The following is a 21,933-nucleotide window of genomic DNA, read 5'->3' on the forward strand; positions in this document are numbered from 1 at the left end:
GCGCGATCCGAATACGATGTTCGTCGCCGCGCTTGGCCATCCCTATGGCCCGAACGCCGAGCGCGGCGTCTTCCGGACGACCGACGGCGGGCGCACCTTCCAGAAGGTCCTTTACAAGGACGAGTACACGAGCAGCGACGACGTGCGCATCGACCCGTCCGATCCGAACGTCGTCTACGCCGCACTCTGGCAGCAGCAGCAGAGTTTCATCGAAGGCGGCGCCTTCGGCGGCACCGCGGAGCAGAACACCGGCGGCATCTTCAAATCCACCGACGGCGGCTCGACGTGGAATCCATTGACTGAAGGGTTGCCGATCGTCGGCCAGGCGAACCTGTCGATCTCCGTGAGCAGCCCGAGGACCGTCTACGCGATGGTCGCCAGCCTCAGCGCGTCGCCCGCCGGCCGCGGTGGCCGCGGCGGCGCCGGTGCTGGTGGCGGCGGAACGGCGCTCTATCGCACGAACGACGCCGGCGCCCACTGGTTCCTCGCCGCGCACGGCCCTGCCGGCAGCGGGACCGCCAATCCGGATGCGCGGCCGCTGGCGCGCATCGGCGGCGGCGATCTGCCGACGCTGGCAGTCAACCCGAAGAATCCTGACGAGGTGTACAGCTGCTCCACCGTCTTCTGGCGCACCGAAGACGGCGGCGTCACCTGGTCGGCCGTGCGCGGCGCACCGGGCGGCGACGACTACCAGAAGATGTGGATCAATCCCAACGATCCCGACATCCTCATCCTCGTGTCGGACCAGGGGGCGGTGATCTCGGCGAACCACGGCGCGAGCTGGAGCAACTGGTACACGCAGCCAACCGCCGCCATGTACCACGTCTCGACCGACAAGGCCTTCCCCTACCGCGTGTGCGGCGGCCAGCAGGACTCTGGATCGGCGTGCGTCGACAGCCGTTCGAACGACGGACGCATCACCTTCCACGACTGGCATCCGGTGAACATCCAGGAATACGGCGAAGCCGCCCCCGATCCGAAGAATCCCGATCTCGTCTACGGCAGCGCGCGCACCAGCGTCTCGCTCTACGACCGCCGGACCGGACAGACCAGGAGCGTCGGCCCTGACCTGACGGCCCCCGCACCGGCCGTCGCCGCCGCGCTGGGTCAGACGACGGTCACCGGCACACGGACGGTCGTGCCGCCCGAGGGCCCCCGCCGCAACGTACGGACGATGCCGCTCGAATGGTCGCCGGTCGATTCTCATGTCCTCTTCTACGCGCAGAACGTCGTCTTCAAGACGCTCGACGGCGGCAACAGCTGGACCCGCATCAGCGGAGATCTCACCCGCCAGACGTGGGACGTGCCGGCCAACGCCGGCAAGTACGCCGCCACGGTGAAGCCCGCTCCGCTCGGTACGATCACCGCGTTGTCCCCTTCGCCCAGCAACCTCGCCGTGTTGTGGGCCGGCACCGACGACGGCAACATCCAGGTGACGACGACCGGCGGCGCGAAATGGACGAACGTGACACCGCCGCAGATCAAGCCGTGGACCCGCATCTTCAACATCGAAGCGGGGCACTTCGATACGCTCACGGCCTACGCCGCCGCCAACACGATGCGGATCGACGACTGGAATCCGCACTTCTGGCGGACGCACGACGGCGGCAAGACGTGGACGGAGATCGACACCGGCATCGCCCCGGGCTGGGTGTCGAACGCGATCCGCGAGGATCCGAAGGTCAAGGGGCTGCTCTATGCCGCGACCGACACGCAGGTGTGGGCGTCGGTCGACGACGGCGACCACTGGCAGTCGCTGCGCCTCGATATGCCGGCGATCTCCGTGCGCGATCTCGAGGTGAAGGACGACGCGAGCTGCCTCTGCGCGGATCTCGTTGCCGGCACGCACGGCCGCGGCTACTGGATCCTTGACGATCTCACCCCTCTGCGCGACGCGGCGAGAATCCGCGAGGCCGCCGCGAGCGGCGCGCCGTATCTCGTCAAGCCGGCGCCGGCCGTGCGCGTTCGTTTCGGCATGAACGACCCGACGCCGTGGCCGCCGGAACTGCCGGGCGGAGAGAATCCGCCGCCCGGCGCGATCCTCGATTACTTTCTCGCGGCCGATGCGTCCGGCCCCGTCACCCTGGACATCCTCGATGCGAGCGGCGGTGTCGTGCGGACGCTCGCGAGCGGCGATCCGGCGCGTGGTCCCGATCCGGCGAGCGATCCCGAGGCGTACAACAAGATCTGCCAGCAGAATCCCAACGCCGCGGACTGCGGCTTGCCACTCTACTGGCCGGCGCCGCCGATGATCGTCGGGACGCAGGGCGGCATGCATCGCGTCTTCTGGGACCTGAAGTACCAGCCGCTCGGCGAAGGCGGCGGCCGGGGTGGCGGGAGCGCCGCGGTGCCGCATCGGACGTATCCAGCAGTCAGCGCGCCGTGGGCGCCCCCGGGCACCTATTCGGTCCGGCTGACCGCCGGCGGCAAAACGTCGACTCAGCCGCTGACGCTCCATCTCGATCCCCGTGTGAAGACGCCCGCGATCGGCCTGACCACGCTCAACACACTGACGCGCGAGATGTACACCGGTGCGCGGCGGCTGCACGAGGCGGCCGAGGATGCACGGGCGCTCGCGGCCCAGCTCGAGCCGGCCGGGCCGGATGCAGATGCGCTCCGGAAGGCGTTGATCGATATCGCGCCGCCGCCGCCCGCGGGCGGTCGCGGATTCGGCGGGGGTGCCGGCGGTGGCGGACGCGGCGGACGCGGCGGGGGATCGTCGGCGGCGCCGACGCTGGATGGCGCCAGTGCCGCCATGATGGCCGCCGCAATGGCGATGCAGGCGGCCGAGGCGACGCCGACCGCTCGCGAGCAGGCGGCGTGCGCCGACGCGCGGCGCCAGGCGACGGCAGTGCTGGCGAAATGGACCCGCGCGTCGACCGTCGATCTTGCGGCGCTGAATGCGGCCCGTACGGCGGCGGGCCAGCCGGCGATCGCTATTCGGAAATGACCGGCAGGAAGATCGTGAGTGTCGAGCCGCGCCCGGGTTCGCTCACCACCCAGATCGACCCGCCGCTCTGCTTGACCGCGCCATAGACACTCGCCAGTCCGAGCCCGGTGCCCTTGCCGAGCTCTTTCGTGGTGAAGAAGGGCTCGAAGAGCCGCAGCTTCACCTCGTCGTCCATCCCGATTCCGGTGTCGGCGATGGCGATCATCACCTGGTCGCCGAGCGCCGCCCCGGGGTGTTCGGCGACGTAGCGCTCGTCGAGTGTCACGTTGCCGGTCTCGATGGTCAGGCGGCCGCCGTCCGGCATGGCGTCGCGGGCGTTCGCGGCGAGGTTCATGATCACCTGCTGCAGATGCGCGGGATCGGCGCGGACGCGTCGCACGTCGGCCGCCAGTCGCACCTCGACCTCGATGGCGGGTCCGACCAGCCGCTGGATGAGCGACCGCACGTGCTCGACCACCTCGTTGAGATCGATCATCTTCGGTTCGAGCATCGACTTGCGGCTGAACGCGAGCAGCTGCCGGGTCAACGTGGCGGCGCTGGCCGCGGCTTTCACGATCTCGTTGGCGTCGAGGAGGACCTGCTGGGGTACATCCTGGCGGACCTGGAGCAGTTCGGCGTAGCCCAGGATGATGGTCAGCAGGTTGTTGAAGTCGTGCGCGATCCCGCCGGCGAGCCGCCCCACCGCTTCCATTTTCTGGGCCTGCCGCAGCGCCTGCTCGAGCCTCCGCAACTCGGTCAGATCGTCGGTGTGGACGATCACCATGTCGGGCGGCGCGAAGGCGTAGGTGACGGCCAGCAGCCGCGACTCGGCGATCGATCGAAGGTAATAGGCGTCCTCGCGCTGGATGACCTCGCCGGTCCGCGCGCACTCGTGGATATCGTTGATGACGTCGGGGCGCGGCGCGAAGATCTCCGATAGCGGCCGGCCGATGTACTCCTTGATCCGCCCCCGGGTCAGCGCGTCGGCCGCCCGGTTGTACTCGACGAGCAGAAAATCCTCGTGATGGCGCCGCCACACGTAGGTGGGATGCGGCAGGTGCTCCAGAATCAGCCGGAGCCGGTCGACTGTACCCTCAGCCACCCCTGCGACGATAGCATTACTCCCCGTGTCGAATTTGTGATCGGCCTGGCGTGTTTGTAATCGGATTCCGCCAAGGCGGCACCGGCCGCGCCGCGCCGCGCGCGGTATTCCAATTGCAACCTGCGCCGCGCCGATGGAGTTTGTCGCCACCGGCCGCCCGGCGGCCGCGCCCGCTCGTTCCGTCGCCCGTCTCGATACCGCCGACGCCATCGGCGTACCGCTGTTCGGGTCGGCAATGTTCCTGAGCGGCTTCCTGCTGTTTCTCGTCGAGCCGATGATCGCCCGCATGGTCCTGCCGATCCTCGGCGGCGTGCCGATGGTGTGGAACGGCTGTGTGGTGTTCTTCCAGATCGCGATGCTGGCCGGCTATGGCTATGCGTTCGCGGCCTCGCGCCGCCTCCCACTGCGCCTGCACCTCCCTATCCACGCGGCGCTGCTGGCGACGCCGGCTTTCGTGCTGCCGGTGCTCATCAGGGCCGGGGCGGTCGCGCCGCCGTCAGGGCAGCCGCTGGCCTGGCTGCTGGTCCTGCTGTCGCGCACGATCGGTCTGCCCTTCTTCGTGCTCTCGACGACGGCGTCTGTCCTGCAGCACTGGCTGTCGCGAACCGATCATCCGTCGGGCCGCGATCCCTACTTTCTCTACGCCGCGAGCAATGCCGGCTGTCTGCTGGCGCTGGCCGCCTACCCGACGCTGGTGGAACCGCATCTGACGTTAGGGAATCAGGCGGGTCTGTGGACGGCCGGTTACGGCGTGTTCGCGGTGCTCGCCGCCGCGTGCGGACTGTATGCGGTGCGCCGCGAGCGGCCCGCCGGCGATCGGGTCGAGGCGACCGCTGCCACGCCGGCGGTGCCACTGACGCTCGGCCGCCGGCTCCGCTGGGTCGGGCTCGCCTTCATCCCCTCCAGCTTGATGCTCGCCGTGACCAGCTACATCTCCACCGATGTGGCCGCGGTACCGCTGCTGTGGATTGTGCCGCTCAGCCTGTACCTGCTGACGTTCACCATCGCGTTCGGACGCTGGATGGCGCCCGCCGCGTCGATCACGCGCCGCGTGCTGCCGCTGGTCGTCGTGCCGCTGGCCCTCTTCATGGTGGCCGGCGTTCACGATCCGCTGACGGCGATGCTGCTGCTCCATCTCGGCGGGTTCGCGGTCATCGCACTCGCCTGTCACGGCGAGCTGGCCGCCGACCGTCCGGACGCCTCGCGCCTCACGGAGTTCTATTTCTGGCTGTCGTTCGGCGGGATGCTGGGCGGCCTGTTCAACGCGCTGGTGGCGCCGCACGCGTTCAACAGCGTGGCGGAATACCCGCTCGTACTCCTCGCCGGCTGCCTTCTGCTGGGCTGGGGTACGGGTCACAACGCTCCGCGCTGGCGGACTGCTTTCGTTCCCACGGTGGTCGCCGTCGCGACCGCGGCCGCGCTACTGGGCGTCCGCGGGATCGCCCAGCCGCGCGCGATGACGCTGGCGATGCTGGCGGTTCCGGCAGTCCTGGCGTTCTCCCAGCGGCGCGACGCGATGCGCTTCGGATGGTCGGTCGCGGCGATGCTCGCGGCCGGCCTCGCGTTCGGCAACCCCGACGGGCGACTGCTCTTCGCGACGCGCACCTTCTTCGGCGTCTATCGCGTCGTCGAAGACTCCGCTCATCGCTACCACGGGCTCGCCCACGGCACGACCCTGCACGGCCTGCAATCGCTCGATCCGGCCCGCCGCGGCGAGGCGCTGACCTACTTCCACTCGACGGGTCCCTTCGGGGACGCTTGGCGCGTCCTCCCGTCGGCGTCGGGTGGACGACAGATCGCGGTCGTCGGCCTCGGCATCGGGACGCTCGCGACCTATGCGACGCCCGACCAGCACTGGACCTTCTTCGAAATCGATCCGGCGATCGAGACGATCGCGCGCACCGCACCGTACTTCACGTTCCTGCAGGCGTGTGGCAGCCGCTGCACGGTGGTGGCCGGCGACGCGCGGATGTCGCTCTCGAACGTGCCCGAGCGGAGCTACGACCTGATTGTGCTCGACGCCTTCAGCTCCGATTCGATTCCGGTGCACCTGATGACGCGCGAGGCGTTGGACCTGTATCTCTCGCGGCTCACGCCCGGCGGCTCGCTCGTGATGCACGTGTCCAACCGCCATCTCCGGCTCGCGCCGATCATCGGCCGGCTGGCCCTCGATCGCGGTCTCTTCGCGGCGCGCCGGGTTGAGCTGACCGGCGCCGGCTGGCCTGAAGGCAAAAACGCCTCCGACTGGATCGCGATGTCGCGCACCCGGTCCGACATCACGCCGCTCATCGAGCACCACGGATGGCAGCCCCTCACGCCGTCGCCCTCGACGCCGCTGTGGACCGACGATTTCTCCAACATCCTGTCGGTGCTCGGCACCCACTGACTCGCGCCGGGCGCCGAATCAGCCGCCACCGAGCAGCTTGGTGAGCTCGTCGTTCGTCCAGGGCCGCGCGCGATCGACGGTGGCCTTGCGCGTCGCGGCGACGACCGCGGCATCCACCGGCGAGGCGGTGTGTCCCCATTCGCGCCGCACGTAGGTGAGCACCGCCGCAATCTGGTCGTCTGAGAGCACGTTGCCGAGCGGCGGCATCAGGGCGATCGGGCCTTCCTTGCCGTTCAAGACGATGCGCGCGGGGATCGTGGGATCGGCGGCCAGCGCGAACGCCGAGCCGACCAGCGGCGCACCCAGCTTGTCGCGGCCGCGGCCATCCGGCTGGTGGCAGGCGGTGCAGAGATTTCCGTACACGACCTTGCCCGCATCGAACCGCGCCTGCTCCGGAGCCGTGAGCGGCGTGACGGCGGCCACTCCTGGCTTGCCGGGCCATTCGAGCCGCGCGAGGAGGTCGCGCGCCCGCGTCGACAGCTCGTCGTTGCGGGCGGCGAGCGCGGCCAGGGCCGGCTCGCGATCGAGCTTGAGCGGCGGCCGGGCCGCGCCGCGCCCGCGTCCGCCGTTACCACGCCCCGCATTGGCCGTCGTCCCGGTCGGGAATGCCGACGCGCCGCCAGGGCCCGCTCGTCCGCCCGGACACGTCGGACAGGGCGCATCCGCCGGCGACGTCAGTGTCGCGCGCCCGCGACCTGTCTGCGCATCGACGCCGAGGAGCTGGACCTCGGCTCCCCGAAGCAGCGACGAGCGCAGCCATGGCGGGCGCGACGCGTCGGCAGCCTCGTCGAACATCTGCTGGACCTCGGCGTCCTTCCCGCGCGAGACGATGGTGGCGGCCAGCATCGTGACCGCGGTGCGACGGTTGGCCTCGTCGGCCGCGGCGCGCCCCAGAACGTCGATCACCGCTCCTTCGCTGCCGGCGACGCCGCTGATTGCCGCGTCGACCACGACGGGGTCGTTGCCGTTGCCCGCCAGCACGGACGCGATCGCGTCCGCCTTGAGCGGCGCGGCCAGCTCGCCGAGCGAGGCGGCGACCTGCTCGCGCACTTCCCAATACGGGTCGTTGACGTGGGCGAGAACCGCCGTGCGCACCGCGGCGTCATTGTCCAGCCAGCGTTCCGCGAGGCGCACCGCCGAGAGCCGGACGTCGCTCGACGGATCGCCGAGCGCGGCGACCACCTGCCCTGACTCGAGCGCGCCGATGCCGTCGAGCGTCCAGAGGGCCTGCAGCTTCACGTGCGGCACGGTCGCGGTCCGCGCGAGCTCCTTCAACGGCGCCACTGCCGCCGGATCGCGGCGCTGCACGAGCAGTTGCTGCGCGGTGTCGCGCCACCAGCCGTTGGGGTGCGACAGCGTTTCGATCAGCGCCGTGCTGCTCGCCCGCGACAGCGCCGGCACCGGCCCGCGGCGCGTCGAGTCATGGACGACCCGCCAGATACGGCCGTGGGCGATCGTTTGTTCGAGTGAGCGCGAGAGGATCTGGTCGCGCAGGTACTCGGTGATGAACCCCCGATGCTGGATGATGCCGCGGTAGATGTCGACGACGTAGATCGTCCCGTCGGGGGCCGACGAGAGATACACCGGCCGGAACCGCTCGTCGGTCGAGGCGATGAATTCCCCTTGCGGATACGCCTTCCTGGCGCGGAGCGTCGTCCCCTCGTCGGTCACGATCGTCCGGCTGACCAGATTGGCGGCGGGCTCCGCCACGAACACGTTGCCGTACAGCTCCTGCGGCAGCCGATCGCCGCGATACACCGTCGGCGCGCAGACCGACGTGAAGCGCGCCAGGGTGCCGTCGGCGCGCAGGATTCCGGCCTGGTAGCCGCGGTTGACGCCGGGTGTCGGGTGGGCCGGCCACACCTCGTTGAGATCGTCGGGCGCGTGACCAAGGAACTCGTCGCTGCCGCGTGTCCGCGTCAGCGCCGGATTGCGGGCGTAGTAGTACGTGGGAACGACGTCCGCATGCAGCGCCGATTCGTTCGTGTTCCGGAACACGCGCCCCGCGTCGTCCTGCGAGGCGCCCCACTGGCCGCGGGAGAGGGTATGGCGAACCTCGAAGACGCCGTTCTTCCGACGGAGGAACGTGTCGACCTCCGACGTGTAGATCCAGTTGTCGAGCGCCCAGAGCAGCGTGTTGGCGTTGTGCTCGACGTTGGCGTCGAGCCGGCCGTAGTCGTCGGTGACGAGCGTCTTCCCATCCGGCTTGAGATCGTGGTTCGCGTCGCGCAGGAACCATAGGTGCGGCGGCTCGCCGACCAGCACGCCGTCGTCGAGGACCTTGATCGCGCGCGGCGAGATCAGGCCGTCGGCGAATACCGTCCGCTTGTCCATGCGTCCGTCGCCGTCGGTATCCTCCAGCACCACGATGCGGCCGACCGGGTCGTGCTCGTGGTCGGCCTGGATGTCGTTCATGTAGCCGGCCATCTCGACGACCCAGAGCCGTCCGTCGCTGTCCCAGTCGATGGCGACCGGGTCCTGTACGAGCGGCTCGCTGGCGACCAGCTCGAGGTGATAGCCCGGCGGCATGACGATCGTCTTCAGTTCGTCGGCCGGCGATCGCACCGGCGCGCTGGTCGAGAGCGGAGTCAGCGGCGGTGGCCACTGCCCGCCGGCCTGGTGTGCGGCGGCAGCGGCCACGGCGAGGGCGACGATCGAGGGCACGGCGAAAGAGCGTGGATGAGTCATGGCGTCGGTGAATCAAGCCGGACGGGTTCGAGGCGCGGCACCAGCAGGTGGACGACGAGCAGCGTCACCAGATACGCCGAGGCCGACATCATGAAGATGAGCGCGTAGCTGCCTGTCGTCTCGAGCACGTAGCCGGTGATCTTGGCGATGAGCATGCCGGCCACCGCGCCGCACATGCCGGCGAATCCCATCACCGATCCGACCGCGCGGCGCGGGAACATGTCGGAGATGAGCGTATACACGTTGCACGACCACCCTTGATGCGCGGCCGTCGCGATGCCGACGACCGCGACGGCGAGCGCTTCGGAGCGGACGGTCGGTGCAAGCGCGATTGGCAGCGCGCACAGACCGCAGATGAGCAGCGTGGTCTTGCGCGCCGCGTTGGCCGTCCACCCGCGCGCGAGGAGCGCCGACGAAAGCCAGCCGCCCGCGATGCTGCCGGCGTCGGCGATCAGGTAGATGATGACGAGCGGCATCGCCATCGACTGCAGATCGATGCCGTGGCGGCGATGCAGGAAATCGGGGATCCAGAAGAGATACAGCCACCAGACGGGGTCGGTGCCGAACTTCGCTGCCGCGATGGCCCACGTCTGGCGGTATCGGATGAGCGCGAGCCAGGGGATGTGCACCGGTGGGTCCGGCGGATCGCTCTGAATGAGTGCGAGCTCGTCGGCGCCGACGCGCGGATGGCCGGCGGGCGGACCGTAGAGGGGCAGCCACGCCGCGAGCCAGGCCAGCCCGAGCGCGCCGGTCGCGACGAAGGCCCACTGCCAGCCGTAGGCGGCGGTGATGACCGGTACGATGAGCGGCGTCAGCAGCGCGCCGATGTTCGTGCCCGAATTGAAGATGCCGGTCGAGAGCGCGCGCTCGCGCTTGGGGAACCATTCGGCGACCGTCTTGATCGCCGCCGGGAAGTTGCCAGACTCCCCGAGTCCAAGCGCGAACCGCGCGGCGATGAAGCCGGCCACCGAGGCCGAATAGGTGAGGCCGCAGGCGCCGAGCAGGCGCGCTACGCCTGGCCCGAAGCTGGTGGCGAACGCGTGCGCGATGGCGGCGGCGCTCCAGATCAGCAGCGACAGCGTAAAGCCCGCTCTGGTCCCGATGCGGTCGATGACGCGGCCGGCGAAAACGTAGCCGATCGCGTAGGCGAGCTGGAACGCGAAGATGATGTCGGCGTAGTCGATCTCGGTCCAGCCGAACTGCTGCTGCAGCGTCGGCTTGAGCAGGCCGATCACCTGGCGATCGACGTAGTTGATCGTCGCGGCCGTGAACAGCAGTCCGCAGATGACCCAGCGAAAAGTCCCGGCGCGCCGTGCCGGGTTCGCGAGCGGTGGCGCGGCTATGGGCGGTGCCAGCGGGTGATCACGTCGTGCGACCCGCGCTCCTCGAAATCGTACGTGATGTTTTGACCGGTCTTGAGATCGCGCGCGGCTCCCGGATCGAGCAGATACGTGCGCCGCGTTTTCGTCTGCGCGTCGCGGATGACGATCTTGTTGTGCTTGAGGTCGACCTTCTCGACCCGCCCTTCGAGAACGGCGGGCTCGGCGTCGACGATGGTGTGACGTCCGCGCAGCACTTCGGCGCGCACGAGGACGACGTGATCGCGTCGCAGCACGCGATAGAGGGTCCGATCCTCGATGTGGTAGGTGTGGTGACGGCCGGCCACGTCCAGGCTGACCTCGCTGTGGCGCTCGTCGACGTCATAGACCCGTCCCTTGACGCGCTCGGCCATTGCGACACCGGGGAAGAACGCCGCACAGACGGCGACCCCGATCAGCACGCGGACCGCGGCCCTCAGCATTCGGCCTATTGTAACGGAATCGTCAGCGCGACCCGGCTGAGGCGCCGCCGGGAGAGGGTCCGGCGAAATCGTCTACCTCTGCCGTCCCAAGTGCGGTATAAGAGAGGCCCTCCGCGAAAGGATTCTCGATGAAGAAGCTCGCAATCGGGTGCTTCGCCGTGTTGGTCGTGGCCGGCATCGCCATCGCCGGCGGCAGCTACTACGCCTACATGAAGGTGAAGTCGACCGTCCAGCAGTTCGCCCAGCTCGGCCAGGCCAGCCAGATCGAGCGCGGCATCCGCGCTCAGCAGACGTACGTCGCGCCCGCGACCGGCGAGCTGACCGCCAGGCAGGTCGAGCAGCTGATGAAAGTGTTGACGCTGGTGCGCGAAAGCGCCGGCCAGAACGCGGCGGCGTTCCAGCGCAACTATCAGGCCCTCGCGGAGAAGAAGGACGCGACCGTCGTCGACATGCCGGCCCTCGTCTCGGCCTATCGCGACCTGGCGAGCGGCTGGGTCGACGCGAAGAAGGCACAGGTCGACGCGCTCAACGCCGCCGGGCTCTCGCTGTCGGAGTACCGCTGGATCCGGGCCGAGGCGTATCGCGCGCTCGACATCCCATTCTTCGCCGTTGACTACACCCGGCTCGTCGAACAAGTCAAGAGCGGCTCACTGCCGGGCGGCGTGCCGCTCGACGCCGTGCCGGGCGGTGCCGTTCCCCCGCGCAACAAGACGCTCCTCGAGCCGCATCGCAAGCAGCTCGCAGACTACCTGCCGTTCGTCGCGTTCGGACTCTGATCGCGGCAGGCGTTTTGCTGAGGTCGGGATCCGAAACCCGTCACCGGCGAACGCACGCGCGGTCTTGCGGCGCGGACGTTACAAATCTGCACCTCATGTGCCGATTTTCGACAGCGTCCACCTCGCCGGCCGTCTTCGCGAGGTCGTACATCGATGTTCTACTTCTTCAGTCGCGGCTCGTCGTTCGTCCGGTGCGAAATCCGTCCGCCCGAGGGCGATCGCGGCTACGAAATCGTCGTCGCCGAGCCAGGCACCGCCGAGCGCGTCAGCTCATTCGCTTCATCGGATCAGGCTCACCAGCACTGGCTGCGCCTCCAGGAGGAATTCAACGCGCAGGGCTGGTGGGGTCCGCACGGCCGCGAGTAGTCTCATCCCGAACGGCGCCGCCGCTCAGCGGCCCCCGGGGCGTAATCCGCTGGGCACGCGTGAGGGCGTGGTGCGATCGAAAGTGCCGTTGAGCGTTCCAAGGAACGCGACGATGTCGTCGAGTTCGCTGTTGACGGTGACGCCGCGCAGCAGCGGATCGAGCTGATCGCGCCCGACCGGCGAACCGAGCACCCGGCGGCCGTCGATCGTGACCGGCGTGTCGAAGTGCATCAACAGCGGCGCGCCGCCACCGACGGTCTTGTAGAAGCCGACCGCCGCGCCCAGGCTGGTGATGAGGCCGCTGTGCATGTAGGGAGCGGTAAAGGCGAGGTTGCGCAGCGTCGGCGTGCGGAAGGCGTAGCGGTGCTCGGCGCCAGGGTCGTAGTCGCCGAGCTTCGAGTTGTCGGGCACGCCGAGCACGTGCAGCTTGTAGTCCGAGAACATCGGCCCGTTGTGGCACAACGTGCAGCCGTGGTTCTCGAACGCGTCCATTCCGCGCAGTTCGACCTCGGTGATCGCCTGGCGATCGCCGCGCATGAACCGATCGAAGGGCGTGTCGAGCGTGACGAGCGATCGTTCGTAGGCGGCGATCGCGCGCGACAGGTTCAGCGCGCTCACCGCGTCACGTCCGCCGAAGGCGCTCGCGAAGAGCGTGCGGTATTGAGCGATGGCGGCGACCCGCGCAACCGCGCCTGCGACGCCATGCCCTTCGACGCTGCCGCCGCCGCGCATCTCCTCGAGCGATTCGATCGGCACCAGCGCCTGGGCCTCGAGGCCGCGGCTGCGCACGTCCCAGAACATCGGCGCTTGCGCCGGGTCGACGTGTCCCGACGCGTCGATCCCGTTGAACGCGACATTGAGAATCGTCTGGCTGTTGCGCTTGACGAGCGGCGTCGTGCCGCTGCGGAATGCGCGCGCCGGTCCGACCCCCGTGCCGCCGGTGCCGATCGGTAGATCCCGCCCGTCCGTGTAGCCGAAGCTCGGATGATGGCAGGTGGCGCACGCGATGTCGCGTGAACCCGAGAGGATCGGGTCCCAGAACAGCAGCCGTCCGAGCGTGACCTTCTCCGGCGTCGAGGGGTTGTCGGCGGGAGACGGCACCGTCGCCGGAAGCGGTGCGAAGGCGGCGCTGGCCGGTCGCTGGACGGCTGGCGGCTCGGATCCCCGCGCCAGCGCCGCCGCCAGCGCGACGCAACCCAACATCACTCCACCCGACCGCAGCGATGGCCCCATAGAGGATCCTGTCGAAAGTCTACCGCAGGCGCGCCGCGCGATGGCGGCGCCCGTCGAACCCGCCGATCACGCGCCCATCTGCCAGCGGCGAATGAATTCGACGGGGTGGATGAGCATGAGCACGTTCAGCGTCAGATTGTCGCGGATCGCCAGGCCCACGCCGACCTCGATGCTCAGCACCAGCAGCACGGTCGTCCACACCGGCAGCCGCCGCGCCAGCCAGAATCCCAGCAGCATCGCCGTGATGTCCGACATCGAGTTGATGATGCTGTCGCCGTAGTAGTCGAGCGAGATGGTGGCGGCCCGGTACCGTTCGATCACGAACGGCGTGTTCTCGAACACCTCCCACGCGGCTTCGCCGAACACCGCGGCCAGCAGCCGCCACTCGACCCGCTGGCGCGGCGCCAGCAGCCACAGCAGCGCATAGAATCCTGCCCCGTGGATGATGTGGGTAAAGGTGTACCAGTCGGTGAGATGCTGTGAGTTGCCGGAGCTCTTGACGACGCCGTGCCAGAGCTCGACGTAGCCGCAGCGGCAGATCGGCGAGCGGCCCATCGCGTATTCAGTCGCCGCCGCCGCGGCCATGATCGCCACGACGGCTGCGGCGGTCAGAATCGACTGGCGGCGGGATCGCAATCGGGTCGTTTATACCTCAGGTCGGCAACTCGAGGCGATCTGGCCCGGAGCCGCTGTCGATCTCCGGCACGTCCGTTCGACTAGCTGTCATACAGGAGGTCAGATGGCGAAAGCAAAGAGCTACATTCCGCAGGGGCTTCACTCCGTGACGCCGCACCTGGTGTTCGAAGACAGCGCCAAGGCGATCGAGTGGTACAGAAAGGTGTTCGGCGCCGAAGAAGCGTCCGGGCGGGCGGTGGGGCCCGATGGCAAGGTGATGCACGCCGAAATCCGGGTCGGCGATTCTGTCCTCTATCTGAACGATCAGATGGGCGGCGGCAAGACGCCGCAGAGCCTGGGCGGCTCGCCGATCACGCTCTGGATCTACACGCCTGACGTGGACGCGGTGTTCAATCGCGCCGTCGCCGCCGGCGCGACGATCGCACCAGGACCGATGGGACAGTTGATGGATCAGTTCTGGGGCGATCGCCTGGGGATGGTCTTCGATCCGTTCGGGTTCCAGTGGGTGATCGCGACGCGCAAGGAAGACCTGACGCCAGGGGAGATGCAGCAGCGGCAGGACGCATTCTTCAAGAGCCTCGCGACGGCCCGCGCGTAACACCGATCGCCGCCGCCGCGAGCCGCTGGGCGGACGAACAACAGCGGCCATCTATATTCTCTCGCACACGCTGCCGGTCTTCAAGACTGTTTCTTGGGACCGGCCGCCGCTATCATCAGCGGGTCCATGTCGGAATCGCAGCCGCTCGTCGTTCGCCTGCTCGGGACCACCGGCATCGAGCAGGTCGTTCCCCGCCTGGCGCCGGAGGTTCTCCACCGGGTCATCGAACACTGCGGACTCGACGCCTGCGGCGACATCGTCGCGCTGGCGACGCCCGCGCAGCTCCAGCGCCTGCTCGACATCGACCTGTGGCACCCGCCGGCGTCTGGCGGCGACGACGTGCTGGACGCCGACCGTTTCGCCGAGTGGCTGGAGATGCTGGCAGAGATGGACCCGCACGTCGCCGCCGGCCGGCTTGCGGCAATGGATACCGAGGTGGTCGTCGGCGGCCTGGCGCAGCAGCTGCGCGTGTTCGACGGGGCCTCGGTGTCGGGCTACGTGACGCTTGAGGGCGAGTGGCTCGAAGGGCGCCAGCTTGGCGACGCCCCGCACTGCGAGCTCGGCGGGCTCGTGCTCGTCTCGCGCCGGCCACGGACATGGGACGCCGTGGTCGGACTGCTGACGCAGTTGCAGGCGGCGGACTCGATCCTCTTCCATCGGCTGTTGCGCGCCGTGATCGGCCTGTCGGACGACGCGCGCGAGTCCGATGGCTGCGACGTCATCCTGGATGATCGCGAGCAGCAGATGCGCGACCTCGCGATCGGTCGCGATACGCGCCGCGATCGGGAGGGTTACGTGGCGCCCGCGCCGGCGCGCGCGTTCCTGGAGGCGGCCCGCGACATCGGGCTCGACGGGCCTCGGCCGGCTGTCGACATGGTCGCGCTCGCCTGCCTCCGCGACCTGGCACAGGCGTCCGCCGATCGGGAGACCGTGGACCCCGGCTCGTCGCCGGATGACGCCGCCGGGTCATCCGAAGAGGTCGCGCGAGTGACGGCCGTCATGGAGATTCTTGTCGACGAAGGCCTCGTCACTCCCCCGCGCGCGTTGCTGACGGCCGGCGCACCGGAGAGCGTGCCGCTCGAGCATCTCCGCGCGTTCGCTGCGTCCGACCCTGGCGCCGAGGCCGTGCTCGCGTTCCTCGTCAACGTCCTGCTGTCCGGGTGCGCATTCAATGGCCGCCCATTTACGCCACGCGAGGCGGCCGACGCCGCGGCGGCGACGTGCAATCTCGGACTCGAGAACTGGCCCGACGCCTGGGGCGCACGCGACCTCGTCGTGGCGTTTCGGATCGGCTGGACGCTCCTCTTCCGCGACGTCTGCCTGCACACGGCAAGGACGCTGCACGACGTGCTGCGCGATCTCGACTCGCCGGACCGCGACCTGCAGTGGTCGCTGCAGACGCTTCGTCACGCCCTCGGTCGCGAGCTGCAACGCGGCACGCCGTGGCACGTTCGCGAATCGCTCGACGCGATCCTCTCGCTCGACGCCTGCGCGTGGGCGGCGCTGCTCGCGCTCGTCGACGAGTGTCCGACGCTGCACGCCGCGCTGACCTCGCAGCGGCTGCTGAGGGTCGATCCCGCGGCCGTCTCGTTCGTGACGCGCAACGCCGACATTGCCGTCGCGCGCGCCTGGGTCGCGACGCTGGGGTCGGCACTACAAGGGTGAGGCCCGGCACGATCGCCGTCCCTCAGGAGTGCCGGCCAACCGACCAACGTATGATCGCGGGCATGGAGCGCGGGCGCGGTACCATTGGCCTTCGACGTGATCTGATGAGCGACCTTCAAGCAATCGTGGTCTTTACCGACGGAGCGGCGAAAGGCAATCCGGGTCCCGGCGCCTGGGGCGTGATCATCGTCACGCCAGCTGGCGAGGTGACGGAGCATGGGGCGCGCGCGGCGCAGACCACGACCAACAACAGGATGGAACTGACGGGGGCGATCGAAGCGCTGTCGGCGCTGCGCGGCCTGCCAGGCGCGCTGGCGATCTACACCGATTCGACCTACGTGATTCAAGGCATCCGCGGGTGGATCTTCGGCTGGCGCAAGCGAGGCTGGAAAACCGCGGCGGGCGCGGATGTCCTCAATCGCGATTTGTGGGAGCGGCTCGACGCGCTCGTCTCGGCGCGCGGCAAGGGCGGCGTGGCCTGGCACTACGTGCGTGGGCACGCGGGCATTCCGGGTAACGAGCGTGTGGATGCGATCGCCGACGGTCTTGCCCAGGGCCTGCCCATCACGCTGTACCGCGGACCGCTGCTCGGCTACCCGTACGCGATCCTGGATCTACCGTCCGAGACCGACGTGCCCGCGCGCTCGTCCTCAGGCGGCGGCCCGCGGGCGAAGGGCGCGCCCTTCTCGTATCTCAGCGTCGTCGACGGCCAGCTCGCGCGCCACGCCACGTGGGCCGACTGCGAGCGCCGCGTGAAGGGGCGCGCCGGCGCGCGCTTCAAGAAGGCGATGAGCGCCGCCGAGGAAACGGCGATTCTGCGCGCGTGGCAGATGGAGTAGGCTGCCAGCCCGCCCGCTACCACGACCCACGCGTCGTCGATCGCCCGTAGCTGTCGGGCGCGCCTCAGGCTCCGCAACGCCTGTCTCCGCGCCCGCTGCGTGTGGCCTAGTCGTGCCTCAGCGCGACGTTGGGATCGACCGCAGCGGCGCGGCGCGCCGGCACGTAGGCAGCCGCCACGCCGGTCAGGAGCACCAGGATCGGCACGATCGCCCAAGTGGCGATCTGGTTCGGCATCACCCGTACCACGGCGCTCTCGATCAGGCGGGACGCCACCGTCGCCACGAAGACTCCGGCCAGCAGCCCGATCAGGACGGTGCGTGTGGCCTGCTGCAGCACCAGCCGCACGAGTGCATTCGGTGTGGACCCCAGGGCCATCCGGATGCCGAACTCCCTGGTTCGATGGGATACGACGAGGTCGAGAAGGCTGTAAATTCCGACGAGCGCGATCAGCAGGGCGAGTCCGCCGAGTGTCATCAGGAGGCGGTTCGCCGCCCGCACCGGCGCTATCCAGGCCATGAACCCGTCTTCCACCGTTTCGGGCTGAAAGAGTGCCACGCGACTGTCGCTCTGCGCGACGGCTGCCAGCAGGACTATGGAGATGTCCCTCTTGACGTCCGTTCGCGCCAGGACGTACAGCTTTGGCGAATAGCGCTGCTCGAGCGGCACCAGGATGACGTTGGACGGGCGCGCGAATACGCCTGCGTCGGACGCCCCTTCCACGGGGTCGGGAAAGACGCCGACGATCGCGGCCCATCGGCCGCCGAAGCCGAGTTGAACGGTCCGCCCTAGCGCGCCGCCGTGAGGATAGAGCGCGACGGCCGTGCTGTCACTGACGATCGCGACTGGCTGACCCGAGAGGTCGTCCCAGGATCGAAAGTCACGGCCTGCCCTGACGGCGAGCCCGAGTGCCGAAAGAAAGCCGGGGGACACCGCCGCGATCGACGCGCGGATGCGCCGCGGGTTCCCCGTCGGGTGCGTCGGCGAGTCCTCGGCGATGAGCGGTGTCTCTGACGGTCTCGCCTGGGCGCCGCCGCCCGGAATGCCGGTGGCCAGCGCCGCCGCTTCAACGTGAGGGATACCCTGCACTTCGACCAGGAGCCGCCGGAAGAACGACCGGCCCTCCCCTTCCTGGAAGCCGTGCATCGACAGATCGAGGCCAGCGGCCGTGAGCCGCGAGGTGTCGAACCGGACGCGGCGATCCAGGTCGAGGTCGGCGGGCGGGTTCTCCAGGAACAGGCCCGCGCCCATGACCAGCACCAGCGCCGCCGTCACCTGGAGCGCGACGAGCCCCGTGCGCAGACTGTCGTGCGGTGCGGCACCGCCGCTCGGCAGGGCCATCGACCAAAGCTGCGGCGATCGACGAGCTGCCCGCACGGATACCAGCGCGCCGATGGCGAGCGCAGCGCCTCCCGCAGCCACCACGGCAAACAGCGGTTGCCACGGATCGTGTGTCAGCGTCAGTCCTGTGACGCGATTGTGATCGAGATCGATCACTGGGAACGCGTGACTGACGGCGCCGATCACGGCGGCCGTGATCGCCGTCGCTCCACAACCGGCCATGATGCCGATCATCGTCGTCTCCACCGCGATCAGCCGGACGAGGCGGCCGGTGCCCGCGCCGAGCGAGACGCGCACACCGAATTCCGCCGTCCGGGCGGCGCTCCGGGCGTAGAAGAGATTCGTGAGATTCGCGCAGACGGCGAGAAAGACGAGGCCGCCGAGTGCGTAGACGATCGTGCGGAACCACTGGAAGGGCGCCGAAAGCGCCGTGCTGGCCGACGTCAGGACCGCTCCGGCCGAACGACCCGCGACTCGAGTCGTTGAGACTGCGACCGAGGCGTCGAGCTGCACCGCGAGTTCCGCAGCCGCGTGATCGCTGCGCAGCCGCACGAAGGGCGTCAGCGCGTGGTCGTCGCGGATTGCGGCTGGCCAGATCGGGTGGAAGGCGGGCGTCGACCAGACCGAGTCGGCGATCCAGAGGTCGGCGGTCTCGAAGCCCGCGTGCACGCCGCGGAATCCGGGTTCGGCGACGCCGACGATCAACGAAGGCTGTCCCCATACGCGAACGATGGTGGTCCCAGCGAGGTTCGCCTCGGCATGAAACCACTCCCGCCACAGGCGATCGCTGATGACAACGGCCGGCGGTGCTGTGGGACGGTCATCGTCAGCAGCCAGCCATCGGCCCGCCTGGGCATGAAGGTCGAAAGTCCTGGCGAATCCTCCGGTGACCGGCTCGGCGAGCACCGTCGTCGCGCGACCGGCGGCGATGAGAATGGCCGGTTCATGGAAGCCGACACCTGCGGCGGCCGCCATGGCGGGCGGTGGGACCGCTTCGAGGCGACGCAGCGTAGTCATGCGGATCGCCGGGATCGGCGCCGTGCCGCCGTTCAGGAAACCGAGCGCGAACACGTGGCGGAGCGGCGCTGACGGAAGATATCGCGCGTCGACACGGTCCACGATCGCCAGCGAGGTCGTCTGCACCGCCGCGCCGAGCGCCAGCATGATCACGATGAGCGCCGACGAGCGTGGTGTGCGGCAGATCTGCCGCCAGGCGTGCCGCAGATCGAGCAGGAGCCCGTTCATGGTCGCAGCAGTCTACCGTGACTGTCGTCGTGTCGCCGGCGAGCGTGACCGTCTGTGAAATACTCCTCGGACACGCGGAGGATTGATATGGGCGTAGGGTCCTGAGACATGGCACGGTCGATTGACAAAGACGCGTCGATGGCGGCCGGCGTCGACTACACGGCGATGTTGCTGGGCGCCACCGGTAACGTAGGCGGGCAGATCCTGCGCTTGCTCGTACAGAGCCCGCTGTGCAGAAAGGTGGCGGTCGTGACGCGCCGCCACGTCGCGGCTCTCGAGAGCCCCAAAGTGCAGCAGGTGGTTGTCAACATGGACACGCTGGCCGACGAGCTCGCGCCGCACGCCAGGGGCGTGGACATCGCGTTCGCGGCCTTCGGCGTTGGCAAGGGCAGCGCGAAGATGACGGACGAGGAGGTGCGGAGGATCGAGATTGCCTATCCCACTGCCTTTGCCTCTGCGGCCAAGGCGGGCGGCGCTCGCGTTCTGGCGATGATGACCGCAGCCGGTGCCGACTCGCGATCGCCAGTCAAGTACGTCCGCAACATCGGTGACAAGGAGAAGCAGTCGGAGGCGCTCGAGTTCGACTTCCTCGGGCTCTACCGCCCGGCTGTGATCCTCGGCAACTCCAACACGCCGGCGTCACTCGGTGTGGTCATGCCCCTGATCCACTGGGCGATGCCGTCGCGCTACCACTCGATTCACAAGAACGATCTGGCGCGCGCCATGGTCGCGCAATCCGAGCAGGCATTCTCCGCGCTCGCGCGCAGCACCGGCCCCACGACTCCGGCAGTGAAGATTCTCGAGTACAAAGAAATGGTGCCGTTCTTCATCGCGGGCGACCGCGACGCGGCGTGATCATTTGTCGGTTCAGAACGTGCTGGCGACGTTCTGGGACAGCGCCTTCGCCACTGTCTTGGCCTGCGCGAGATCGAACCCGTAGACGCGAATTTCAAAGGCCGATGCGCCCTTCTTGACGACCAGGCCGCAGCCAGCGCGATTCGAGCCGGCGAAGAACACGTAATACGCGTCGTCGCCGACGCCGGCGACAGGCTCGACCGTGATGCCCGGGAGTGTCGACGCCTTCCCGGTGTTGAACTGATCGACGGGGCTCTTGCCGGCCAGTGGTCGCCGGATCACGAGGGTGACTATTTTGCCCTGGCCGAACCACTGACAGGATGTCGGCGCCGAGATGGGCGTGCCGGCGCCAAACGTCGCCCCGGTTGCGGCGGTCAGTTGGGCGGAGGTCAAAAGCGGACAGGCCGCGGCGGGCTCCACGATGGCGGGTGACGCTGGACGGGCCTGGAGGGCCGGGCCGCTCAGCGCTACCACCAACCCGAGCCCGACGACGCCGACAGTTGCGCATGTGGTCATCGGAGAGACACCTCGCTGCGAATTCTACCGACAAAAGGCGTGCAATGGCTTGACGCGCCGGTCCTTAAAGTTCATAATATGTGAAGATATGTCGCGGCAACTGCTCACCGATTTCGAATTGATGATTCTGCTGGCCATGCTCCGCGGCGGCGAGGAAGCCTACGGCGTGCAGATCGCGAAGGAAATCGAGGTAACCGCCGGCCGCCGTGTTCTGCTGGGCGCCGTCTACGCCGCCCTCGACCGTCTCGAGCGGACGGGGCTCGTCACGTCGGCGATCGGTGCCTCCACGCCGGCGCGCGGCGGACGCGCGAAGCGCTACTTCCGGGTGACCGGGCGCGGCGTGCAAGCCGTCAAGGCCACGCAGCAGGCGCTTGTGGCGCTCTGGCGCGGCTTGCCCCAATTGAAGGAGACACTCCCATGAAATCCCGCACTCCACCGCGACTGGCGCTGGCGCTGCTCGAGCGTTTCGCACCCGACAGCGAGCCACTGGCCGGGGACCTCGTCGAGCAGTTTGGGGAGCGCCCCTCCACGCTGTGGTTTTGGGTGCAGGTGTTCGCCGCGATTGCCGCCGCTTCGAGTTCGGGGACCGGTGAAATCCGGCCGCTGCGCCTCGTCGATCTTCAGCCTGCCGACGCGGTCGAACGTACCCGTCGCTTCGGCCTGCGCTTCCCTACCGTCAATCTCAGCACAAGCCCGAGCGCTGGCGTGGGCGGCCTCGGCCTTGCGATCTTCGCCGGCCTCCTGAGTTTCGTCCGACCGACCGCGTGGTGGATGTTCCTCGCATCTGCGCTCGCCGGATGCGCGCTCGGGGTCGTCATGATTGTCATGCATGATGGCGCAGACTCGGCGCGCGGCACGACGAGGATCTCGCGTTCCTGAGGCGGGTCGAGCATCGCAAACCCTACTTCGAACGCAGGGATACTGCCCAGTCTTCCCATTTCAGGCCGGTGACGCGATCG

Annotated in this window: 18 protein-coding genes; 10 read left to right on the forward strand and 8 right to left on the reverse strand. The window is 68.8% G+C overall.

Going from position 1 to position 21,933, the window contains the following annotated elements; genetic code table 11:
• A partial coding sequence (locus VGI12_11465; protein HEY2433280.1) for a hypothetical protein occupies nucleotides 1–2,950 on the forward strand: 2,950 nt, incomplete at its 5' end.
• Here VGI12_11465 and VGI12_11470 read toward each other — a convergent pair.
• The gene (locus VGI12_11470; protein ID HEY2433281.1) at nucleotides 2,937–4,031 is read right to left on the reverse strand and encodes an ATP-binding protein; all 1,095 of its coding nucleotides are present in this window, start codon (nucleotides 4,029–4,031) and stop codon (nucleotides 2,937–2,939) included. The two genes, VGI12_11465 and VGI12_11470, sit on opposite strands and share 14 nt — an antisense overlap.
• Before the next feature lie 133 nt (nucleotides 4,032–4,164).
• On the opposite strand from VGI12_11470, the gene VGI12_11475 reads away from it, so the two are divergent.
• Nucleotides 4,165–6,417: a fused MFS/spermidine synthase gene (locus VGI12_11475; GenBank protein HEY2433282.1), complete on the forward strand. Its 2,253-nt coding sequence runs from the start codon at nucleotides 4,165–4,167 to the stop codon at nucleotides 6,415–6,417.
• An 18-nt stretch (nucleotides 6,418–6,435) separates the two neighbouring features.
• Here VGI12_11475 and VGI12_11480 read toward each other — a convergent pair whose 3' ends face one another.
• Genes VGI12_11480 through VGI12_11490 form a run of 3 tightly spaced genes read right to left on the reverse strand, consistent with a single transcriptional unit; the run spans nucleotide 6,436 to nucleotide 10,906 of the window.
• Nucleotides 6,436–9,081: a PVC-type heme-binding CxxCH protein gene (locus tag VGI12_11480; protein HEY2433283.1), complete on the reverse strand. Its 2,646-nt coding sequence runs from the start codon at nucleotides 9,079–9,081 to the stop codon at nucleotides 6,436–6,438.
• Between the two features lie 20 nt (nucleotides 9,082–9,101).
• Entirely contained in the window at nucleotides 9,102–10,460 is a 1,359-nt protein-coding gene (locus VGI12_11485; GenBank protein ID HEY2433284.1) for an MFS transporter, read from the reverse strand.
• Nucleotides 10,445–10,906, reverse strand: a complete 462-nt coding sequence (locus VGI12_11490; GenBank protein ID HEY2433285.1) for a hypothetical protein — start codon at nucleotides 10,904–10,906, stop codon at nucleotides 10,445–10,447. The genes VGI12_11485 and VGI12_11490 overlap by 16 nt, the downstream gene beginning before the upstream one ends.
• A 128-nt stretch (nucleotides 10,907–11,034) precedes the next feature.
• Between VGI12_11490 and VGI12_11495 the strand changes: the two genes are divergently transcribed.
• Nucleotides 11,035–11,682 carry a hypothetical protein gene (locus tag VGI12_11495; protein ID HEY2433286.1) on the forward strand — a complete coding sequence of 216 codons (648 nt, stop codon included), beginning with the start codon at nucleotides 11,035–11,037 and terminating at the stop codon, nucleotides 11,680–11,682.
• 153 nt (nucleotides 11,683–11,835) lie between these two features.
• The gene (locus VGI12_11500) at nucleotides 11,836–12,048 is read left to right on the forward strand and encodes a hypothetical protein (GenBank protein HEY2433287.1); all 213 of its coding nucleotides are present in this window, start codon (nucleotides 11,836–11,838) and stop codon (nucleotides 12,046–12,048) included.
• Between the two features lie 24 nt (nucleotides 12,049–12,072).
• Here VGI12_11500 and VGI12_11505 read toward each other — a convergent pair whose 3' ends face one another.
• Together VGI12_11505 and VGI12_11510 are read right to left on the reverse strand one after the other, a co-directional pair.
• The gene (locus tag VGI12_11505; GenBank protein ID HEY2433288.1) at nucleotides 12,073–13,251 is read right to left on the reverse strand and encodes a cytochrome c peroxidase; all 1,179 of its coding nucleotides are present in this window, start codon (nucleotides 13,249–13,251) and stop codon (nucleotides 12,073–12,075) included.
• A 96-nt stretch (nucleotides 13,252–13,347) separates the two neighbouring features.
• A complete protein-coding gene (locus VGI12_11510; GenBank protein ID HEY2433289.1) occupies nucleotides 13,348–13,917 on the reverse strand; it encodes a DUF2585 domain-containing protein in 570 nt (189 codons plus the stop codon).
• A 103-nt stretch (nucleotides 13,918–14,020) separates the two neighbouring features.
• On the opposite strand from VGI12_11510, the gene VGI12_11515 reads away from it, so the two are divergent.
• The 3 genes from VGI12_11515 (at nucleotide 14,021) to VGI12_11525 (ending at nucleotide 17,019) form a co-directional block, all read left to right on the forward strand.
• Nucleotides 14,021–14,515, forward strand: a complete 495-nt coding sequence (locus tag VGI12_11515; GenBank protein ID HEY2433290.1) for a VOC family protein — start codon at nucleotides 14,021–14,023, stop codon at nucleotides 14,513–14,515.
• A 126-nt stretch (nucleotides 14,516–14,641) separates the two neighbouring features.
• Nucleotides 14,642–16,180 carry a DUF6178 family protein gene (locus tag VGI12_11520; GenBank protein ID HEY2433291.1) on the forward strand — a complete coding sequence of 513 codons (1,539 nt, stop codon included), beginning with the start codon at nucleotides 14,642–14,644 and terminating at the stop codon, nucleotides 16,178–16,180.
• A gap of 104 nt (nucleotides 16,181–16,284) precedes the next feature.
• Complete coding sequence (locus tag VGI12_11525) at nucleotides 16,285–17,019, forward strand: RNase H family protein (protein ID HEY2433292.1); 735 nt, start codon at nucleotides 16,285–16,287, stop codon at nucleotides 17,017–17,019.
• A gap of 106 nt (nucleotides 17,020–17,125) precedes the next feature.
• On the opposite strand, the gene VGI12_11530 is transcribed toward VGI12_11525, so the two are convergent.
• Nucleotides 17,126–19,603 (reverse strand): ABC transporter permease, encoded by a 2,478-nt coding sequence (locus tag VGI12_11530; protein HEY2433293.1) that lies wholly within the window; start codon nucleotides 19,601–19,603, stop codon nucleotides 17,126–17,128.
• Between the two features lie 108 nt (nucleotides 19,604–19,711).
• Between VGI12_11530 and VGI12_11535 the strand changes: the two genes are divergently transcribed.
• Nucleotides 19,712–20,458 (forward strand): NAD(P)H-binding protein, encoded by a 747-nt coding sequence (locus VGI12_11535; GenBank protein ID HEY2433294.1) that lies wholly within the window; start codon nucleotides 19,712–19,714, stop codon nucleotides 20,456–20,458.
• 12 nt (nucleotides 20,459–20,470) lie between these two features.
• Here the strand turns inward: VGI12_11535 and VGI12_11540 are convergent, their stop codons facing one another.
• Nucleotides 20,471–20,878 carry a hypothetical protein gene (locus VGI12_11540; protein HEY2433295.1) on the reverse strand — a complete coding sequence of 136 codons (408 nt, stop codon included), beginning with the start codon at nucleotides 20,876–20,878 and terminating at the stop codon, nucleotides 20,471–20,473.
• Between the two features lie 184 nt (nucleotides 20,879–21,062).
• Here VGI12_11540 and VGI12_11545 point away from each other — a divergent pair, with 184 nt between their 5' ends.
• Nucleotides 21,063–21,395: a helix-turn-helix transcriptional regulator gene (locus tag VGI12_11545; GenBank protein HEY2433296.1), complete on the forward strand. Its 333-nt coding sequence runs from the start codon at nucleotides 21,063–21,065 to the stop codon at nucleotides 21,393–21,395.
• Nucleotides 21,392–21,853 carry a hypothetical protein gene (locus tag VGI12_11550; protein ID HEY2433297.1) on the forward strand — a complete coding sequence of 154 codons (462 nt, stop codon included), beginning with the start codon at nucleotides 21,392–21,394 and terminating at the stop codon, nucleotides 21,851–21,853. The genes VGI12_11545 and VGI12_11550 overlap by 4 nt, the downstream gene beginning before the upstream one ends.
• Nucleotides 21,854–21,933: the final 80 nt, after the last annotated feature.

The organism is Vicinamibacterales bacterium (genome assembly GCA_036496585.1).
GTDB lineage: Bacteria > Acidobacteriota > Vicinamibacteria > Vicinamibacterales > 2-12-FULL-66-21 > JAICSD01.